Origin of the sequence: Actinosynnema sp. NPDC002837 (assembly GCF_040295345.1) — a bacterium.
In the GTDB taxonomy this organism is placed as follows: Bacteria; Actinomycetota; Actinomycetes; order Mycobacteriales; family Pseudonocardiaceae; genus Actinosynnema.
On the sequence record NZ_JBEOVG010000016.1, the window covers coordinates 109,732 to 125,079 of the forward strand.

The 15,348-nt window shown below is 69.7% G+C and carries 17 protein-coding genes and 1 tRNA gene; 1 reads left to right on the top strand and 17 read right to left on the bottom strand.

The genetic code is table 11. From position 1 onward, the window contains the following. Positions 1-4: 4 nt before the first annotated feature. The 12 genes from ABTZ99_RS14970 to rplJ all read right to left on the bottom strand — a co-directional run bounded on the left by ABTZ99_RS14970 (position 5) and on the right by rplJ (position 11,415). On the bottom strand, positions 5-517 hold the full coding sequence (locus ABTZ99_RS14970; protein WP_498776529.1) for an Rv1363c family protein: 513 nt from the start codon (positions 515-517) through the stop codon (positions 5-7). Between the two features lie 12 nt (positions 518-529). Further along, complete coding sequence (locus ABTZ99_RS14975) at positions 530-1,765, bottom strand: MCE family protein (protein ID WP_499611656.1); 1,236 nt, start codon at positions 1,763-1,765, stop codon at positions 530-532. After that, positions 1,762-2,919 (bottom strand): MCE family protein, encoded by a 1,158-nt coding sequence (locus ABTZ99_RS14980; protein WP_498776525.1) that lies wholly within the window; start codon positions 2,917-2,919, stop codon positions 1,762-1,764. The genes ABTZ99_RS14975 and ABTZ99_RS14980 overlap by 4 nt, the downstream gene beginning before the upstream one ends. After that, positions 2,916-4,085, bottom strand: coding sequence for an MCE family protein (locus tag ABTZ99_RS14985; RefSeq protein ID WP_499611659.1), 1,170 nt, complete (start codon positions 4,083-4,085; stop codon positions 2,916-2,918). Before ABTZ99_RS14985 ends, ABTZ99_RS14980 begins: the two co-directional genes overlap by 4 nt. 1 nt (position 4,086) lies before the next feature. Next, a complete protein-coding gene (locus ABTZ99_RS14990) occupies positions 4,087-5,097 on the bottom strand; it encodes an MCE family protein (RefSeq protein ID WP_498776521.1) in 1,011 nt (336 codons plus the stop codon). Beyond that, positions 5,094-6,122 carry an MCE family protein gene (locus tag ABTZ99_RS14995; protein ID WP_499611662.1) on the bottom strand — a complete coding sequence of 343 codons (1,029 nt, stop codon included), beginning with the start codon at positions 6,120-6,122 and terminating at the stop codon, positions 5,094-5,096. The genes ABTZ99_RS14990 and ABTZ99_RS14995 overlap by 4 nt, the downstream gene beginning before the upstream one ends. Continuing rightward, positions 6,119-7,447: an MCE family protein gene (locus ABTZ99_RS15000; protein ID WP_499611664.1), complete on the bottom strand. Its 1,329-nt coding sequence runs from the start codon at positions 7,445-7,447 to the stop codon at positions 6,119-6,121. The genes ABTZ99_RS14995 and ABTZ99_RS15000 overlap by 4 nt, the downstream gene beginning before the upstream one ends. After that, complete coding sequence (locus ABTZ99_RS15005; RefSeq protein ID WP_498776515.1) at positions 7,444-8,283, bottom strand: MlaE family ABC transporter permease; 840 nt, start codon at positions 8,281-8,283, stop codon at positions 7,444-7,446. The genes ABTZ99_RS15000 and ABTZ99_RS15005 overlap by 4 nt, the downstream gene beginning before the upstream one ends. Position 8,284: 1 nt before the next feature. Then, entirely contained in the window at positions 8,285-9,016 is a 732-nt protein-coding gene (locus ABTZ99_RS15010; protein ID WP_498776600.1) for an MlaE family ABC transporter permease, read from the bottom strand. Between the two features lie 50 nt (positions 9,017-9,066). Further along, positions 9,067-10,140, bottom strand: a complete 1,074-nt coding sequence (locus tag ABTZ99_RS15015) for an ABC transporter ATP-binding protein (protein WP_498776513.1) — start codon at positions 10,138-10,140, stop codon at positions 9,067-9,069. Between the two features lie 267 nt (positions 10,141-10,407). Beyond that, a complete protein-coding gene (gene rplL, locus ABTZ99_RS15020) occupies positions 10,408-10,794 on the bottom strand; it encodes a 50S ribosomal protein L7/L12 (RefSeq protein WP_230566466.1) in 387 nt (128 codons plus the stop codon). A 63-nt stretch (positions 10,795-10,857) separates the two neighbouring features. Next, a complete protein-coding gene (gene rplJ / locus ABTZ99_RS15025; protein ID WP_230566465.1) occupies positions 10,858-11,415 on the bottom strand; it encodes a 50S ribosomal protein L10 in 558 nt (185 codons plus the stop codon). Between the two features lie 259 nt (positions 11,416-11,674). On the opposite strand from rplJ, the gene ABTZ99_RS15030 reads away from it, so the two are divergent. Next, positions 11,675-12,442: a hypothetical protein gene (locus tag ABTZ99_RS15030; RefSeq protein ID WP_499611668.1), complete on the top strand. Its 768-nt coding sequence runs from the start codon at positions 11,675-11,677 to the stop codon at positions 12,440-12,442. Between the two features lie 63 nt (positions 12,443-12,505). On the opposite strand, the gene rplA is transcribed toward ABTZ99_RS15030, so the two are convergent. From rplA to ABTZ99_RS15055, 5 genes are all read right to left on the bottom strand, one after another. Beyond that, complete coding sequence (gene rplA, locus ABTZ99_RS15035) at positions 12,506-13,222, bottom strand: 50S ribosomal protein L1 (protein ID WP_498776508.1); 717 nt, start codon at positions 13,220-13,222, stop codon at positions 12,506-12,508. 76 nt (positions 13,223-13,298) lie between these two features. Continuing rightward, positions 13,299-13,733, bottom strand: a complete 435-nt coding sequence (gene rplK, locus ABTZ99_RS15040; RefSeq protein ID WP_106616850.1) for a 50S ribosomal protein L11 — start codon at positions 13,731-13,733, stop codon at positions 13,299-13,301. Between the two features lie 98 nt (positions 13,734-13,831). Beyond that, positions 13,832-14,659: a transcription termination/antitermination protein NusG gene (gene nusG / locus ABTZ99_RS15045; protein ID WP_499611671.1), complete on the bottom strand. Its 828-nt coding sequence runs from the start codon at positions 14,657-14,659 to the stop codon at positions 13,832-13,834. Positions 14,660-14,724: 65 nt separating this feature from the next. Then, complete coding sequence (gene secE / locus ABTZ99_RS15050; protein WP_230566462.1) at positions 14,725-15,129, bottom strand: preprotein translocase subunit SecE; 405 nt, start codon at positions 15,127-15,129, stop codon at positions 14,725-14,727. 31 nt (positions 15,130-15,160) lie between these two features. Continuing rightward, positions 15,161-15,233 (bottom strand) — tRNA-Trp (locus ABTZ99_RS15055). Positions 15,234-15,348 lie beyond the last annotated feature (115 nt).

The following is a 15,348-nucleotide window of genomic DNA, read 5'->3' on the forward strand; positions in this document are numbered from 1 at the left end:
CGGTTCACGCGCCGCCGGCCGCGACCGGCCCCAGCGCGCTGAGCTTCCAACCGGCGTCGGTGCGGGCCAGGTCCGTCTGGTACCGGTTGACCTTCTTCACCGCCTGCCCGCCCTCCGGCGTCACCGTGGTCTCCACGACCGCGATGAGGTGCGCCTTCCCGGCCCGTGCGTCGAGCTCGGTGACGGCCGCGTCCAGCACCCGGCTCACGGTCACCGTCTTGGCGTCCTCGATCTGCTTCTTCCGCTCGGCCCGGCCGTCCTCGATCTCGGAGCGCAACTCGCCCGTGGACGAGTCCAGCCACCGGTCGAGGTCCTCGTCCACCTTCTTGTAGTCGAGGGTGGTGAAGTTCGCGATCCCGACCTGCCCGACCCGCAGCACCTCGTCCCGCTCGCGCGAGAACGCCACCGAGTCGCTCGACGACGCGCTCCACCACGACACCCCGGCCCACACCGCGTAGCCGGCGGCCAGGACCGCGAGCACGGCCGCGATCGGCAGCGTCCAACGTCGAACGTCCATCCGTCCCTCTCCTCAGCCCGGCAGACCGAGCAACTGCCCCAGGCTGGTCAGCAGCGGCGCCTCGGCCGCGGTCTCGCCCGCGGTCGGCTCCCGACCCGGCTGCGAGGTCTCGTCGCCGGTCGGCGTCGTGACCGGGAGCCCACCGTAAGGCGCGTTCTGGGCGCCGCGCACGCCGGTGGCGCTGCCGCGGGCCAACGCGCAGTAGGCCTGCGTGTTGAACTCGGCCGGGGTGGTGTCGGTGCCCTGCCGGATCGTGGTGCTGTCGTAACCGACCGTGCACGGCGGCGGGTCGAACACGTTCAGGGCCAGCCCGAAGTGCGCGCCCGTGCCGTCGCCCTTGGCCACGGTGAAGCCGCCGCCGACGATGATCGGGTAGGTGACGGCGATCTGCTCCAGCCCGTTCAGGCGCGTGACCAGGATGTTCCCCGTGGTCAGCAGGTTGGCCAGCACCACGCCCAGGTTGGGCCCGGTCTCCCGCAGCAGCGCCGACACCTGCTCCGCGGCCTGCGGCGAGACGCCGATGAGCCGGCGGAGGTCGGCGTCGGAGTTCTTCAGCTGCTCGGCGAGCGACCGCAGGTCCGCCGAGAACGACTTGATCGCGCCGCCCTGCGTGGCCTGCGTGTTCAGCACCACCAACCCGCTGTCGATCAGCGCCTTGGTCTGCGGCAGGTGCTCCGTCGCCGCCCGGGTGAACGCCTTCGTGTTGTCCAGCAGCACCTGGAGGTCCGGCCCGGTGCCGTTGAACGCCAGGTCCAGCTCGTCCACCACGGTCCGCAGCGATTCGGTCGGCACCGACTTGGCGAACGCGTCGAGGTTGGTCAGCAGGGTGTCCACCGGCGGCGGCGTCCTGGTGGCCGACCGCGGGATGACCGACCCGTCCGCCAGGTACGGCCCGTCCTCTCCGCGCGGGCGCAGGTCGACGAACTGCTCGCCCACGGCGGACCGGTTGGCGACCACGGCCTCCAGGTCGGACGGGATCGACGGGGCGCTCGGGTCGATGTCGAGGTCGACCTCCAGCCCGTCCGCGGTCAGCCGCATCTGCCCGACCCGGCCGACGGCGACGCCGCGGTAGGTCACCTCGGCGTTGGTGAACACGCCGCCGGACTCGGCCAGCTGCATCGTCACCACGTACCCGGACGCGCCGAACACGCGGCCGAGCCCGACGTACCGCGCGCCGACGTAGCTCACGCCGACCAGCGCGATCAGCACGAACGCGCCGATCTGGAGCTTGATCCGACCGGGGATCACCGCCCACCTCCGAGCAGTCCGCCGAGCAGGTCGCCGAGCCCCGACTGGCCCGACACGCCGGGCAGCGGCAGGTTCGGCAGGGGCAGCGGCAGGGACGGCGCGTTGCCGTCGACGCCGGGCAGCCCGGGCAGGCTCGGCAGCGGCGACTGCCGCGACCGGCCCAGGTTGTCCACGATCGTGCCCAGGTTCAGGTCGATGTCGGCGTAGAGGTTCGTGTAGTCGCCCTTGATGGCGTCCACCGCCGAGTCCGGGAACGGGTAGGTCAGCAGCAGCTCGAAGCCGTTGGGCAGGTTCGTGCCCGCCTCGGCGAGCTTCTGCAGCGTCGGCGTCAACGCCTTCAGGTCGGCCACGAGGTCGTCCTTGGACTTGTTCACCGTGTCCACCGCGACGTCGGACAGCGCGTCCAGCGACTGCAGCAGCGTGACCAGCTGGGTGCGCTGCTCGCTGAGCACCTTCAGGCCCGGTTCGAGCCCGTCCAGCACGCCGGTGATCTGCTCGCGCTGGGCGTTGAGCGTGCCGCCGAGCCGGTTGAGGCCGTCCAGCGCGCGGGTGATCTCGCCCTTGTGCGCGTCGAGGTCGCCGACCAGCTCGTTCAGGTTGTGCAGCAGCGATCGGATCTGCGGCTCGTTGCCCTCCAGGGCCGCGTTCAGCTCGCGGCTGATGTCCTGGAGCTGGGCGATGCCACCGCCGTTGAGCAGCATGGACAGCGCGCCGAAGACCTCTTCGACCTCGGGGTTGCGGTTGGTCCGCTCGACCGGGATGACCGAACCGCCGGTGAGAGCGCCCTCCTCGCGCCCCTCGGCGGGACCGGCCAGCTCGACGTACTTCTCGCCGAGCAGCGCGGACTGGCGCAGCCGGGCGACCGCGTTGCCCGGCAGCTTCACGTCGCCGTTGACCAGCACGGTCACCTCGGCGGTCCAGCCGTCCGCGCCGAGGTCGATCCGGTCGACCCGGCCGACCGGCACGTCGTTGACCTTCACCCCGGCCTGCGGCACCAGGTCGAGCACGTCCTTGAACTGGACCTTCACCTCGTACGGCCGGTCGCCGACGTCCGCGCCGCCGGGCAGCGGCATGTTGTAGACGCCGTCGAAGCCGCCCGAGCCGCAGCCGGTCAGCACCAGCGCGCTCGCGACGAGCACCGCGATCCGCCTCACCGGGGCACCCCCGCGAGCGGCAGGGGCAGCGGCAGCTTGCCCTGGGCCAGGTCGGTCGCGATCTCCTGGGGCGTCTTCAACGGCACGGCGCCGCTGAGCAGCGGCTCCAGCCCGCGGCACGTCTCGGCGAGCACGCCGGGCACCCGGCCCGGCTCGACGCCCTGGATCAGCTTGCAGATCAGCACGATCGGCGGCTGGCTCAGCTCGTTCAGGTCGGCCCTGGTGTCGAGCGTGCCGGAGGCCGCGTTGTAGGCGTTCTGCAGGTTGCCCAGCGCCAGCGGCCCGACGTCCAGCGCCTCGGCCAGCGACGCGCGCTGGTCGACCAGGATCTGGGTGATGCCGGCGAGCTTGTCGACGTTCGACTTCAGCACGGCCCGGTTGTCCTGGATGAAGCCCTGCACCTGGCCGAGCGCGGTGGCCAGCTCGGTCAGCGCGGCGCCCAGGTTCTCCCGCTCGTCGGCGAGGAAACCGGCGACCTCGGCGAGCTGCCGGTTGAAGTCGCGCACCTGGCTGTCGTTCGCGGCCAGCATCCCGGTGAACTTCTGCAGGTTGTCCACGGTGCCGAACAGGTCGTCCTTCGAGCCGGACAACGTGCGGGTGGCGTCACCGAGCTGCTTGACGGTGTCGCCGAGCGCCTGCCCGTTGCCCTGGAGGTTGTTCGCGGCCGAGTCGAGCAGCTCCGACAGCGCGCCGTCCTTGTTGGCCCCGTTCGGGCCGAGCGCGGTGGTCAGCTCGTCCAGGCTCGCGTACAGCTCGTCCAGCTCGACGGGGGTGGCGGTGCGCTCGCGCGGGATGGTCGCGTTCTCGCCCATCACGTCGCCGCCGGTGTAGGCGGGCGCGAGCTGCACGTACCGGTCGCTGACCACGCTGGGCGCGACCACGACCGCCTGCGCGTCCGCGGGCACCTTGACCGACCGGTCGAGCGACATCACCACCTTGACCAGCGCGCCCTGCGGCTCGACCTCGTCGATCGTGCCGACCCGCACGCCGAGCACCCGCACGTCCGAGCCGGGGTAGACGCCGACGGCCGCGCCGAACAGCGCGGTCACCCGGCGGCTGTCGGCGCCCGCGAACACCCACCACATCGCCACCGCGGCCACGATCGCCAGCACGCACGCGATCGCCACCGCGCGGACCAGGTCACGGCCCGTCCTCGTGGTCGCCACGTCAGTTCCCCCTCTGCACGCCGGGAGGGAGGCAGCCCTCTTCGTTGAAGCCGACCACGCCGAGGTTCACCGACGGCGGCAGCAGGCCGCAGATGTAGACGTCGAACCAGCGGCCGTTGCCCAGGGTGTTGGCGAACACCCGGAAGAACGGGCCCATCAGCGCCAGGCTGCGCTCCAGCGAGTCCTGGTTGCGCTGCAACATCGTGGTCACCCGCTCCAGCTGCTCCAGCGCCGGCCGCAGCTGCGCGGAGTTGTCGGCGACCAGGCCGGACAGCTCCTTGGACAGCTCGCGGGTGCCCCTGAGCAGCGCCCCGATCGCGTCCCGCCGCTTGCGCAGCTCCTCCAGCAGCAGGTTGCCGTCCGCGAGCAGCTTCTCGAACTGCTCGTTGCGGTCGGACAGGGTCTTGGTGATCTCGTTGGTGTTGGCCAGCAGCTCGGCCAGCTGCTCGTCGCGCGAGGAGATCGTCTTCGACAGCGCCGACAGGCCGTCCAACGCGCCGCGCACGCTCTCCGCCGAGCCCTGGAACGTCTCCGACAGCACCTGGAAGCTGTCCGCGAGCTGCTGGGTGTCGATCTGGCCGACCGTGGACGCCAGGCCGTTGAACGCCTCCTGCACGTCGTACGGCGACAGCGTGCGCTCGCGCGGGATCGGCTCGCCCGGGTCCAGCGGCTGCGAGCCCTGCGGGTCGAGCGCCAGGAACTTCTGCCCGAGCAGCGTCTTGATCCGGATCACCGCGGTCGTGCGGTCGCCGACCCAGGCGTCCTTCACCCGGAACGACACCTTCACCTTGTCGCCGTCCAGCTCGACCTTGGTCACCTTGCCGACCTTCACCCCGGCCACCCGCACCTCGTTCGACGGGATCAGGCCCGCGGCCTCGGTGAACTCGGCGGAGTAGGTGGTGCCGCCGCCGATGATCGGCAGGTCGTCGGAGTTGAAGGCGGCGAGCAGCAGCAGGGCGATCACGGTCAGGCTCACCACGCCGACCGCCACCGGGTTGCGCTGGGGGTTCATCGGCGGCACCTCGGCTGCGTCACCGGCAGAGCCGTGATCGGGATCGGGTCGTTGATGATCGGCGGCACGGCGACCTGCCCGCTGCCCTCGCACAGGAAGAAGTTGAACCAGGACCCGTAGGACGCGGTCCGCGACATCGCCTCGATCTTGGTCGGCAGGCGCTGGATGACGCTCTCCACGACCGCCTCGTGGTCCGCCAGCGTCTTCGACACCAGGCCGAGGTTGGCGATGTCGTCCTTCAACGGCTGCCGCGACTGGTCGAGCAGGTCGGCGGTCGTCGTGGTCAGCTCGCCCATGGCGCTGATCGCGTCACCGATCGGCTCGCGGTCGCCCGCCAGGCCCGTCGTCAGCTCCTGCAACGTCGTGACCAGCGTCGACACCTGCTCGGTCCGCGAGTTCACGGTGTCCAGCACGGCGTTGAGGTTGGCGATCACCTCGCCGATCACCTGGTCGCGGCCCGCCAGCGTGGACGTCAGCGACGCGGTGTGGCGCAGCAGGCTGTCGATCGTGCCGCCCTCGCCCTGCAACAGCTGGATGATCTCGCTGGACAGCTGGTTCACGTCCTCCGGGTTCAGCGCCTGGAACAGCGGCTTGAAGCCGTTGAACAGCACCGTCAGGTCCAGCGCGGGCTTCGTGCGCTCCAGCGGGATCACGTCGCCGGGCTTGAGCGCGGACGCGTCGCCCACGCCGTGCTCCAGCGAGATGTAGCGCTGGCCGACGAGGTTGCGGTACTTGATCGTCGCGGTGACCGACGCGGGCAGCGTGCGGTCGCCCTCCAGCGAGAACTCCACCTCCGCCAGCCGCCGGTCGACCACCCGGATCCCGTCGACCTGGCCGACCCGGACGCCCGCGATGCGGATGTCGTCGCCCTCGTTGAGCGCGGTGACGTCGGTGAACCGGGCGGTGTAGCCGGTGGCGCCGTTGAAGTTGACGTTCGAGATGGTCACCGCGAGCAGCGTGGTCGCCAGGATCGTGATCACGGCGAACACGGCGAGCTTGATCAGCGGCGCGGCCAGGGACCTCATGCCGTCACCTCCGCTCCCCGGTACAGGGGTCCGAGCAGCAGCGCGGTGAAGCTCGGCATGTCGCGCTTCTCCACCCCGAACTGCGGCGCGAGCAGCGCGGCCAGGAAGTCCTGCTCCTCCGGCGAGTTCGCCAGCGACGGCACGCCGCCGAACGACGACACGACCGTGCCGTCCTCCCGGATGGTCCCCGTGTTGGGCGGCAGCACGCCGTCGGTGGCCGAGCGCGCGGCCGGCGGCGACGTCGAGCCGTCCTTGACCGGGCCCTCCGGCGGGTACTGCGGGAACGGGTCCGGCCGCGGCACGATGTCGTAGCAGCGCGGGCCGCGCTTGTCGGCGTACTCCGGGTCGTCCTTGCCCGGCTCGTACTTGCCGCGGTTGGCGGTGATCTCCAGCGTGATGTGCAGGCCGGGCTCGTTCGTGCCCTTGCCGAACACCTCGTCCATGATCGGCCTGAACTCCGCCAGGCCCTTGAGCAGGCACGGGTACTCGGGCGAGTACTTGGCCAGCAGCTCCAACGTCGGCTTGCTGACGTCCGCGAGCTGGATCAGGTTGTTCTTGTTCACGGCGAGGAAGCTGTTCAGGTCGAGCGACGTGGTGGTCAGCGTGCCGTAGAGGGCGAGCAGGTTGTCGCGCTGCTCGACCAGCGTGCGGCTGGTGACGGTGGCGTCCGACAGCGCCTGCACCAGGTCGGGCGCGGCGTCGGCGTAGACGTTCGAGACGTCGGCGAGGCGGCTGATGCCGTCCTTGAGCTTGGGCAGCTGCGGGTTGAACTCGCCCAGGTAGGCGTCCAGCTGCACGAGCGTCTCGCCCAGGGGCTTGCCCCGGTTCTCCAGCGCCTGCGACATCGCGGTCAGCGTGGTGGCGAGCTTCTCCGGCTGCACGGCCTGGAGCACCGGCATCAGGTCGTCGAGCACGCGTTCCAGCTCGATGGCGCTGCTGGAGCGGTCCTGCTCGATGACGGCGCCGTCGGTGAGCGGGTCCTCGCGCTCGTCGGGCAGCACCAGGTGCACGTACCGCTCGCCGAACAGGGTCTTCGGCAGCAGGCGCGCGGAGACGTTGGCCGGGATGTGCCTGACCTGCTCCGGTTCGAGCGCCAGTTCGAGCTCGGCGCCGTCGCCGGAGGTCCGGATGTCCTTCACCTGGCCGACGATCATGCCGCGGACCTTGACGTCGGAGTCGACGAGCAGCTGGTTGCCGACCCGGTCGGTCTTCAGCGTCACCTTCACGACCTCGGTGAACGCGTCGTTGTACATCGCCACCGTGACCGAGAGGAAGAGGGCGATGACCGCGATGAACACGACGCCCATGAGTCGCCGCTTGATCATCCCGCGATCCTCACCGTCGTCGTGGTGCCCCAGATGGCCATGCTCAGGAAGAAGTCCAGCAGGCTGGTCGTGACGATCGCCGTGCGCACCGCGCGGCCCACCGCGACGCCCACGCCCGCCGGGCCGCCGCTGGCGCGGTAGCCGTAGTAGCAGTGCGTCAGGATGATCACGACGGCGAAGACGAGCACCTTGCCGAACGACCAGAGCACGTCCACCGGTGGTAGGAACAGGTTGAAGTAGTGGTCGTACGTGCCCGCCGACTGCCCGTAGAACTCGACCGTGATGAACCTGGCCGCCAGGTACGAGGTGAGCAGGCCGATCACGTACAGCGGGATGATCGCGATGAAGCCCGCGATGATCCGGGTGGTGACCAGGTACGGCAGGCTGGGGATGCCCATGACCTCCAGCGCGTCGATCTCCTCGGAGATCCGCATCGCGCCCAGCTGCGCGGTGAAGCCGGAGCCGACGGTCGCGCTCAGCGCCAGGCCGGCGACCAGCGGCGCGATCTCGCGGGTGTTGAAGTACGCGGACACGAAGCCCGCGAACGCCGACGTGCCGATCTGGTTCAGCGCGGTGAAGCCCTGCAGGCCGACGACCGTGCCGGTGAACACCGACAGGCCCACCATCACGCCGATCGTGCCGCCGATGACGGCCAGCGCGCCCGAGCCGAAGCTCACCTCGGCCAGCAGCCGCAGCGTCTCGCGCAGGTAGCGGGTCAGCGTGCGCGGCGTCCAGCACAGGGCGCGGATGTAGAACCACAGCTGGTCGCCGAACGTGTCCAGCACGGACAGCGGCGCGTTCGCGGCCTTGCGGAACCGGTCGTTGATCGCGGCCATCTCAGCTCCCCTTCGCCGGGACGACCTGGAGGTAGATCGTGGTCAGCACGAAGTTCACGAAGAACAGCAGCAGGAACGTGATGACCACGGCCTGGTTGACCGCGTCGCCGACGCCCTTCGGCCCGCCCGCCGGGTTCAGGCCCCGGTAGGCGGCCACGATGCCCGCGATGAACCCGAAGACCAGGGCCTTGATCTCGGAGATCCACAGGTCCGGCAGCTGTGCGAGGGCGCTGAAGCTCGCCAGGTACGCGCCGGGCGTGCCGTCCTGCAGGATGACGTTGAAGAAGTAGCCGCCCATCACGCCGACCACGCTGACCATGCCGTTGAGCAGGACGGACACCAGCATCGCGGCCAGCACGCGCGGCACGACCAGGCGGTGGATCGGTGAGACGCCGAGCACCTCCATCGCGTCGATCTCCTCGCGGATCTTGCGCGAGCCGAGGTCCGCGCAGATCGCGCTGCCACCCGCGCCCGCGATGAGCAGGGCCGTCACGATCGGGCTCGCCTGCTGGATGATCGCCAGCACGCTCGCCGCGCCGGTGAACGACTGCGCGCCGATCTGCCTGGTCAGCGAGCCGATCTGCAACGCGATGACCGCGCCGAACGGGATCGACACCAGCGCCGTGGGCAGCACCGTCACGCTCACCACGAACCAGCACTGCTGGATGAACTCCCGCAGCTGGAACGGGCGGCGGAACGTGTTGCGCACGACGTCCACGCCCAGCGCGAACATCCGCCCCGTTTCGCGCAGCGCGCCGACGCCGGGGAACGTCGCCGGTGAGCTCACAGCACGCCCCCTTGGCGGGGCCACGGGCTCGGGGTGATCGGGCCCGTCCGGTCGCCCGCGCCGGCCAGCACCCGGTAGTGGCGCTGCTCCTCGGGCGTGAGGCTGGCGATGATGCTCTGCTGCGCCTCGGGCGGCAGCGTGTGCAGGATGGTCATCACCCGGTCCTTGCGCCGGCGCACCGCGCCGCGCGGCGGCAGGCCGGGCGTCGGTTCCAGCTGGGGCACCACGCCGCGCACGTCCTCGTCCGGCGAGCCGTCCGAGTGGCCCGCTTCGCGGTGCGCCAGCTCGGCGGCCATCGTCGCCTGGTCCTTCTCCTCCGACATGCCGATCGGGCCGATGCGGCGACCGTTGAGGAACTGCTCGACCACCGGCTCGTCGCTGGTCAGCAGCACCTCCCGGGGGCCGAACATGACCAGTTCGCGGCGGAACAGCATGCCGAGGTTGTCCGGGACCGTGCGGGCCACGGTGATGTTGTGCGTGACGATCAGGATCGTCGCGTCGATCTGCGCGTTCAGGTCGATGAGGAGCTGGCTGAGGTAGGCCGTGCGGACCGGGTCGAGGCCGGAGTCCGGCTCGTCGCACAGGATGATCTCGGGGTCCAGCACCAGGGCGCGGGCCAGGCCGGCGCGCTTGCGCATACCGCCGGAGATCTCGCCGGGGAGCTTCTTCTCCGCGCCGACGAGGCCCACCATCTCCATCTTCTCGAGCACGATCCGCCGGACCTCGGCCTCGGTCTTGCGGGTGTGCTCGCGCAGCGGGAAGGCGACGTTGTCGAAGAGGTTCATCGAGCCGAACAGCGCGCCGTCCTGGAAGAGGACGCCGAACAGCTTCCGGATCTCGTAGAGCTTGTGCTCGGAGCAGCGGACCAGGTCGACGCCGTTGATGACGATCTTGCCGTGTTCCGGTTTCAGCAGCCCGACCAGGGACTTCAGGAAGACCGACTTGCCCGTGCCCGACGGTCCCAGCATCACGCTGACCTCGCCCGGGGGGAGGGTGAGCGTGACGTCCCGCCAGATGGTCTGCTTGCCGAAGGACTTGGTCAGGCCCTCGACGACCACCTCGACGCCCATCGCACCTCCAGGTCAGCGGCCGGCTTCGCCCGACACCGGACAGGCCGGCGTCATACCGGTGCAACGAGGCCGCCCTGTCGTGGTTACTCACCAGTTGGGTTAATGCGGTCTCGGGTGGGTAACGGTGTGAGCAGGGTCATCCCGTCGCCCCTCCGGCCACCGATGGTGGGCCACGCCCGTCGGCACGGTCAAGATCACCGGCCGTAGACAGCACGAAGGCGGACACCCCGTTCGGGTGCCCGCCTTCGCGGCAGCGGTGACGCTAGATCACTTGAGCGAGATCTTGGCGCCGGCAGCCTCGAGCTTCTCCTTGGCGGCGTCGGCGACGTCCTTCGCCACGTTCTCCAGCAGCGGCTTCGGAGCGGACTCGACCAGCTCCTTGGCCTCCTTCAGGCCCAGGCCCGAGACGACCTCGCGGACGACCTTGATGACCTGGATCTTCTTGTCGCCGGCGCCCTCGAGGACGACGGTGAACTCGTCCTTCTCCTCGACCTCGGCGGCGGCGGGGCCGGCCGGGCCGGCAGCGGCAACGGCGACCGGAGCGGCGGCGGTGACCTCGAAGGTCTCCTCGAAGTCCTTCACGAACTTCGAGAGCTCCAGGAGGGTCATCTCCTTGAACGCGTCGAGCAGCTCGTCGGTGCTGAGCTTCGCCATGATGGCGGTCCTTTCTCTTTCAACGCCCGAACTGCGGCCGGGACGCGGAGTGTCTGGGTGTGATCAGCTTTCGGCCGGAGCGTCGGACTCGGCGGCGGCAGGCGCCTCCGCGGCCTTCTTCTCCTGGAGGGCAGCAGCCAGGCGAGCGACCTGGGAAGCGGGGGCCTGGAACAGACCCGCGGCCTTCGCCAGGTTGCCCTTCATCGCGCCCGCCAGCTTGGCGAGCAGCACCTCACGGGTCTCGAGGTCCGCGATGGCGGTGACCTCTTCGACCGAGAGGGGGCGGCCGTCCATGTAGCCGCCCTTGATGACCAGGGCCTTGTTGTCCTTCGCGAAGTCACGCAGTGCCTTGGCCGCGTCGACCGGCTCGCCTTCGACGAAGGCGATGGCGGTCGGGCCGACGAGCAGGGCCTCGAGGCCCTCGACGCCTGCGTCCTCAGCGGCACGCTTGACCAGCGTGTTCTTCGCAACGGTGTACGTGGTGCCCGCGCCGAGAGCGCGACGCAGCGTGGTGAGCTGCGCCATGGAGAGGCCACGGTACTCGGTCACGACAGCGGCCGAGCTTCCACGGAACTTGTCCGTGAGCTCGGCGACGGCCGAAACCTTGCTGGGCTTCGCCATGATCGCCTCCTCTCTGGGCTGGTGACAGCCGGTCGAGTGCGATCAGGCCGGGAAAAGCAAAAACGCCCCAGCGCAGCAGCACGGGGCGTGACGGGCGTGCGAGCACGCCTGGGTCTTCCTCGTTCTCCTGCGCGGGCCGCCCGCTTCGCGGGACCTTCGCTGCACGACGAGTGCCGTGCACGACCAGCGGTCTTTGGTGAACCGTCGCCAACCCTAGCAGGGGAGCTGACGGCGACCCAAATCGGTCATGATGGGACCCGTGACCGAAGAGCCGCCGAGGAACCCGCCGCCACCGGACATCGACCCGGAACAGCTCCGGCAGTTCCAGGAGTTCCAACGGTTCCAGGAGTTCCAGCGCTTCCAGCAGGCCCAAGGCGCCAACCAGCCGAGCCTGCCCCCGGGCGCCACCCCACCACCCGGCCTCCCACCCGGCGCCACCCCACCGCCGGGAATCCCACCGGCCGCCCCACCACCGCCCGGTCCGCGCCGCAAGCCGCTGTGGCAGATCCTGCTGCGCAGCAAGCTCGTCCGCCGCCTGGTGTACCTGGTGGTCGTGCTGCTCGTCGCCTCCTACTTCTACGAGCAGTACTTCGGCGGCGACGACCCGGGCGGCGTGGCGGTCGACAGCGGTGGCGTCGAGAACAACGTCATCGCGCCGGCCAACCCGTACGGCAGCAACGGCACGATCGGCCAGTTCTACAAGCACGTCGGCACCGGTGACGGCGGCCGCGCGTGCGCGTACTTCAAGAGCGACGGGCCGCGCAAGGCGTTCGCCGAGGCCTTCGGCGAGACCGACTGCCCGGCCGCGGTGACGAAGCTGAAGGACCAGGTCACCGACGTGAGCAGCTACCGGCAGCTCGGGTTCCCCCAGACGATGGTCACACCGCCCGAGTCCGGCTCCGTCGAGGTCAGCTCCTGTGCGCTGCAGGTGCGCAGCGGGCCGAAGCTGGGCAAGTTCGTGCTCACCGAGCAGACCAGCGGCGCGTGGGCGATCACCGGGTACGTGGCCGAGCCGAGTTGCCCCTGACGACGCGAAGCGCCCCTCGGCGGGAGGCCGAGGGGCGCTTCGGGTGGTTCTGACGAGCCGTGGTCAGACGGTGACCTCGTCGGACAGCAGGTTGCGCGTCCGGTTCGGGTCGACCGGGATGCCCGGGCCCATCGTGGTCGAGACGGTGACCTTCTTCAGGTACCGGCCCTTCGCCGCGGACGGCTTGGCGCGCAGGATCTCGTCCAGCGCGGCGGCGTAGTTCTCGACCAGCTTCTCCGGGTCGAACGACACCTTGCCGATGACGAGGTGCAGGTTGGCCTGCTTGTCGACGCGGAAGTTGATCTTACCGCCCTTGATCTCGTTCACGGCCTTGGCGACGTCGGGCGTCACGGTGCCGGTCTTCGGGTTCGGCATCAGGCCGCGCGGGCCCAGGATGCGGGCGATGCGACCGACCTTGGCCATCTGGTCGGGCGTGGCGATCGCGGCGTCGAAGTCGAGCCAACCACCCTGGATGCGCTCGATCAGGTCCTCGGAGCCGACCGCGTCCGCGCCGGCGGCCTCGGCCTCGGCGGCCTTGTCACCGGTCGCGAAGACGATCACGCGGGCGGTCTTGCCCGTACCGTGCGGCAGGTTCACGGTGCCGCGGACCATCTGGTCGGCCTTGCGCGGGTCGACGCCGAGCCGGATGGCGACCTCGACGGTCGCGTCCAGCTTCACCTTGGAAGTCTCCTTGGCGAGCTTGGCTGCCTCCAGCGGCGAGTAGAGCCGCTCACGGTCAACCAGCTCAGCAGCGTTCTTGTACGCCTTGCTGCGCTTCATGCTTCTGTCCTTAAAGTGGATCAGTTGTGGTGACGAGCCAGCGCGCGGCTCTCCCACGAACTACGAAAGAGAAAGGTCAGCCTTCGACGGTGATGCCCATGGAGCGGGCGGTGCCGGCGATGATCTTCGCCGCCTGGTCCACGTCGTTGGCGTTGAGGTCGACCATCTTGTTCTGCGCGATCTCCCGCACCTGGTCCATGGTCACCTTGGCGACCTTGAGGCGGTGCGGCTCGCCCGAGCCCTTCTCCACACCGGCGGCCTTGAGCAGCAGCTTCGCGGCCGGCGGGGTCTTGAGCTTGAAGTCGAACGAGCGGTCTTCGTACACGGAGATCTCGACCGGCACCACGGTGCCGCGCTGCGACTCGGTCGCGGCGTTGTACTGCTTGCAGAACTCCATGATGTTGACGCCGTGCTGACCCAGCGCGGGACCAACGGGCGGCGCGGGGTTCGCGGCCCCGGCCTTGATCTGCAGCTTGATGATCGCTGCGAGCTTCTTCTTCTTGGGAGGCATCTCGGTTCCTTTATTGCGGTGTCCGCGCGCGGCCCTGCCAGCCGCAGCGTGGCTGCCGGCTCCCCTTGTTCAGGGGAGCCGGAGTCTTGTTGTCCTGGTCAGATCTTGGAGACCTGGCTGAACGACAGCTCGACCGGGGTCTCGCGGCCGAAGATAGACACCAGGACCTTCAGCTTCTGGCCGTCCGCGTTGACCTCGCTGATCGTCGCGGGCAGCGTCGCGAACGGGCCGTCCATGACGGTGACCGACTCGCCGACCTCGAAGTCGACCTCGACGGTCGACTTCGCGGGCGTCGCGGCGCTCTTCTTGCCGGCCGCGGGCTTCTGCTCGACCTGGGGCAGCAGGAACTTCAGCACCTCGTCGATGGTCAGCGGCGACGGCTTGGAGGTCGCGCCGACGAAACCCGTCACGCCGGGCGTGTTGCGCACCGCGCTCCACGACGCGTCGTTGAGCTCCATCCGGACCAGGATGTAGCCGGGCAGCACCTTGCGCTGCACCTGCTTGCGCTGGCCGTTCTTGATCTCGGTGACTTCCTCGGTCGGCACCTCGACCTGGAAGATGTAGTCCTCCATGTCGAGGGTCTGGATGCGCGTCTCGAGGTTGGTCTTGACCTTGTTCTCGTAGCCCGCGTACGAGTGCACGACGTACCAGTCGCCGGGCGCGCGCCGCAGTGCTTCGCGCATCTCCTCGGCGGGGTCCGCGGGCTCGGCGTCGATGTCGACGACGGCGGCCTCGACGTCGCCACCGGACTCGACGTCACCGCCCGACTCGACGTCGCCACCGGACTCGGCCTCGACGGGGGCGGACTCCTCGGTCTCCTCCGACGCCTCCGCCTGCTCGACGTCCTCGACGCCACCGTCGAAGTCCCGCTCGTCGGTCAGGTCGTTCAGCTCCTGGGCGTCAACGCCGCCGTTCTCGGAGGTCACTGTGGGTCTCGCTTCCTCTCATGCATCACATGTTCCGCCGCCACCCGGGGCGGCAGGCGCTCGGCTCAGCCGAACACCCTGAACATGCCCCAGGCGAAGGCCGAATCCAGGCCGAACACCAACGCCACCATGAAGGCCACGAAGACCAACACGACTCCCGTGTAGGTGATCATCTGCTTGCGGGTCGGCCAGATGACCTTCCGCAGCTCGCTGACCACCTCGCGGATGTACCGGACGATGCGGGCGAAGAAACCGACCCGCTTCTCCGAGTCCGCCCGCGAACGCGTGGGGCGGCCCTTCTTGGCCTCCTCGGCGTCGGAGTCGGCCTCGGCCGCCTTCTTCGCCTCCACGGAGTCCTTGCGGCCCGCCGGTCGCGCGGAGCCACGGCGCTCGCGCCGCGCTGCGGCGGTAACCGGCCGGGACGCGCCCTCGCGCTCTTCCGGCTGGTCCTGCTCGCGGCCCTCGCTCATGCCGTCCTCCGCTCACCATCGCGCTTCGACGCAGGGGCGACAGGACTTGAACCTGCAACCTGCGGTTTTGGAGACCGCTGCTCTGCCAGTTGAGCTACACCCCTTTGGCGCCCGGAACCCGGACACCCTGGCTGGAGACGTCCCGCACCCTCCTCACGTGGCCCGTGAGGCAGCGACTGGACGTTCCAAGACCGGAAGCATACGGCACCAAGTGCCCCT